Annotated in this window: 3 protein-coding genes; all 3 read left to right on the plus strand. The window is 59.7% G+C overall.

Translation table 11 applies throughout. The features are described 5' to 3' along the window. The first annotated feature begins 150 nt into the window (after nucleotides 1-150). Entirely contained in the window at nucleotides 151-1,146 is a 996-nt protein-coding gene (gene alc / locus ACXRVY_RS21320; RefSeq protein ID WP_007988149.1) for an allantoicase, read from the plus strand. Between the two features lie 121 nt (nucleotides 1,147-1,267). Beyond that, nucleotides 1,268-1,771, plus strand: coding sequence for an ureidoglycolate lyase (locus tag ACXRVY_RS21325; protein ID WP_223462225.1), 504 nt, complete (start codon nucleotides 1,268-1,270; stop codon nucleotides 1,769-1,771). 50 nt (nucleotides 1,772-1,821) lie between these two features. Next, nucleotides 1,822-3,123, plus strand: a complete 1,302-nt coding sequence (locus tag ACXRVY_RS21330) for a urate hydroxylase PuuD (RefSeq protein WP_458238174.1) — start codon at nucleotides 1,822-1,824, stop codon at nucleotides 3,121-3,123. The last annotated feature ends 141 nt before the right edge of the window (nucleotides 3,124-3,264 follow it).

Consider the following 3,264-nt stretch of genomic DNA (forward strand, 5'->3'; position numbering starts at 1 on the left):
ATTCAAATGCGCGCTGGCGCAGATCAACAAGATCGCCCTGTTCCGATTACTGACCCTATAGCAAGCCTGGCCCAGGGATTTCATGAACGCCGAAATCAACCAGGGCCTCGCAAGCATCCCAAGCCACTTATTTAAAGGCAGACAAGAAGAATGAAAGCTTACGCCGTACCTTTCGAGAAGTTCGTCAACCTGGCCGATGCCCGCCTGGGCACCAAAATCATCTCGGTCACCGATGACTGGTTCGCAGACGCCAACCGTCTGTTCCAACCGACCCCGGCCGTATGGAAGGAGGGCGTGTTCGATGACAACGGCAAGTGGATGGACGGCTGGGAATCGCGTCGCAAGCGCTTCGAAGGCTTCGACAGTGCCGTGATCCGCCTGGGCGTGCCGGGTTCGATCAAGGGCGTCGACATCGACACTTCATTCTTCACCGGCAACTTCCCGCCTTCGGCTTCCCTGGAAGCCTGCTTCCTGGCCTCGGGCGAGCCTGATGAAAACACCCAGTGGACTGAAGTGCTGTCGGCCGTCGAGCTGCAAGGCAACAGCCACCACTACCACGAAATCAACAACGACCAGGCGTTCAGCCACCTGCGCTTCAACATCTACCCGGATGGCGGCGTGGCCCGTCTGCGCGTGTACGGCGTGCCGTTCCGCGACTGGTCGGCGATCGGCGACAACGAGCAAGTCGACCTGGCCGCCGCCCTCAACGGTGGCCGCGCCCTCGCCTGCTCCGATGAACACTTCGGCCGCATGAGCAACATCCTCAACCCGGGCCGTGGCATCAACATGGGCGACGGTTGGGAAACCGCGCGTCGCCGTACCCCGGGCAATGACTGGGTCATCGTCGCGCTGGGTCATGCCGGTGAAGTCGAGAAAGTCATCGTCGACACCCTGCACTTCAAGGGCAACTACCCGGACAGCTGCTCGATCCAGGGCGCCTTCGTGAAGGGCGGTACCGACAGCCAGATCGAAACCCAGTCGCTGTTCTGGCGCGAACTGCTGCCAAGCCAGAAGCTGGAAATGCACGCCGAACACACCTTCGCCGAGCAGATCAAGGCGCTGGGCCCGATCACCCACATCCGCCTGAACGTGTTCCCGGATGGTGGTGTGAGCCGCCTGCGTGTACTGGGCAAGGTCGCGAAGTAATGCTGAGCCTGTAGGAGCCGGCTTGCCGGCGAAGGCGTCAGTGAGGGCGCTTTCGCTGGCAAGCCAGCTCCTACAAAAAGCAGCGTCAGATCCAACAACACAGAATTCGGATAAGAACAGCATGCGCACATTGACGATTGAACCGCTGACCAAAGAAGCCTTCGCCCCTTTCGGTGACGTGATCGAAACCGACGGCCGCGATCACTTCATGATCAACAACGGTTCGACCATGCGCTTCCATAAACTGGCGACGGTGCAAACCGCTACGCCTGAGGACAACGCGATCATCAGCATCTTCCGCGCCGATGCGCAGGACATGCCGCTGATCGTCAGCATGCTGGAGCGCCATCCGCTGGGCAGCCAGGCTTTCATTCCGCTGCTCGGCAACCCCTTTCTGATCGTGGTCGCGCCAGTTGGCGATGAACCTGTATCAGGCTTGGTCCGCGCCTTCGTCACCAACGGCAGGCAGGGCATTAATTACCATCGCGGCGTCTGGCACCACCCGGTGCTGACGATCGAAAAGCGGGATGACTTCCTGGTGGTTGATCGCAGTGGCACAGGCAATAACTGCGATGAGCATTTTTTCAAAGAGGATGAGCGTTTGATCCTCGCCCCCCACCAATAAGAGAAGGTCTGATCACTCGACAACAGAGTGACAGGCGAGAGGTAAAGACTGTGGAAGCACATCTGTTGGAATGGCTGAACCTGAGCGTGCGCTGGGTTCACATGATTACTGGCGTGGCCTGGATCGGTGCGTCGTTCTATTTCGTATGGCTGGAAAACAACCTCAACCGGGTCAACCCGAAAAGCGGTCTGGCTGGCGATTTGTGGGCAATCCACGGTGGCGGTATCTACCACCTGGAAAAATACAAACTGGCGCCTCCGACCATGCCGGACAACCTGCACTGGTTCAAATGGGAAGCCTACTTCACCTGGATGTCGGGTATCGCGCTGCTGTGCGTGGTGTTCTACTCCAACCCGACGCTCTACCTGCTGGCTCCGGGCAGCACCCTGAGTGGTCCCGAGGGCGTGGCCATCGGTCTCGGCTCGCTGTTCATTGGCTGGTTCATCTACTCCTTCCTGTGCGACTCGGCCCTGGGTAAACGCCCTGCCCTGCTAGGCTTCATCCTGTTCGTCCTGATCATCGGCGCGGCCTACGGCTTCAGCAAGGTGTTCAGCGGTCGGGGTGCGTACCTGCACGTTGGCGCGATCATCGGCACCATCATGGTCGGCAACGTGTTCCGCATCATCATGCCGGCGCAACGCGCACTGGTGGCGGCGATCGCCGAGAACCGCACGCCGGRTCCGGCGCTGCCAGCCAAAGGTCTGCTGCGTTCGCGTCACAACAACTACTTCACCTTGCCAGTGCTGTTCATCATGATCAGCAACCACTTCCCGAGCACCTACGGCAGCCAGTACAACTGGTTGATCCTGGCCGGGATCGCGGTACTGGCGGTGTTGGTGCGTCACTACTTCAACACCCGTCACGACAGCCACAAATTTGCCTGGACTCTTCCAGTCGCMGCCGTCGGCATGATCAGCCTGGCTTACGTCACCGGCCCTGCGCCGCTGAACAGCCCGGAAGTGGCCAAGGCGCCAGCCAGGATCGAATACCAGCCGCTGCCGGAAACAGCAGTGGGCGGTGGTTTGAAACCGGCTGAAACCAAACCTGCAGAAACGCCAGCCGCCGCACCGGCGCAAGCGTCCAACACAGGCCCTGGCTTTGACAAAGTGCACAGCGTGATTCAGGAACGTTGCGCGGTTTGCCATTCGGCCAAGCCGACCAGCCCGCTGTTCAGTGCAGCCCCTGCCGGTGTGATGTTCGACACCCCCGAGCAGATCCGCCAGAACGCACCGCGGATTCAGGCGCAAGCCGTCACCAGCCAGATCATGCCACTGGGCAACATCACCCAGATGACCCAGCAGGAACGTGACCTGATCGGTGCCTGGATTGTGCAGGGAGCCCAGACCAATTAATCGTTGAAAAGCATCGCCAGCAAGCCGGCTCCTACAGGTTTTGGGTCGGTCGCATCATTTGTGAACGACATAAATCCGTAGGAGCCGGCTTGCTGGCGATGCTTTTCAACGATTAATTGGTCTGGGCTCCCTGCACAATCC

The organism is Pseudomonas sp. P5_A2_2 (assembly GCF_054177685.1).

Coding starts and splice junctions, on each gene's coding strand:
- alc (WP_007988149.1), top strand. CDS start 151: ATGAAAGCTTACGCCGTACCTTTCGAGAAGTTCGTCAACCTGGCCGAT.
- ACXRVY_RS21325 (WP_223462225.1), top strand. CDS start 1,268: ATGCGCACATTGACGATTGAACCGCTGACCAAAGAAGCCTTCGCCCCT.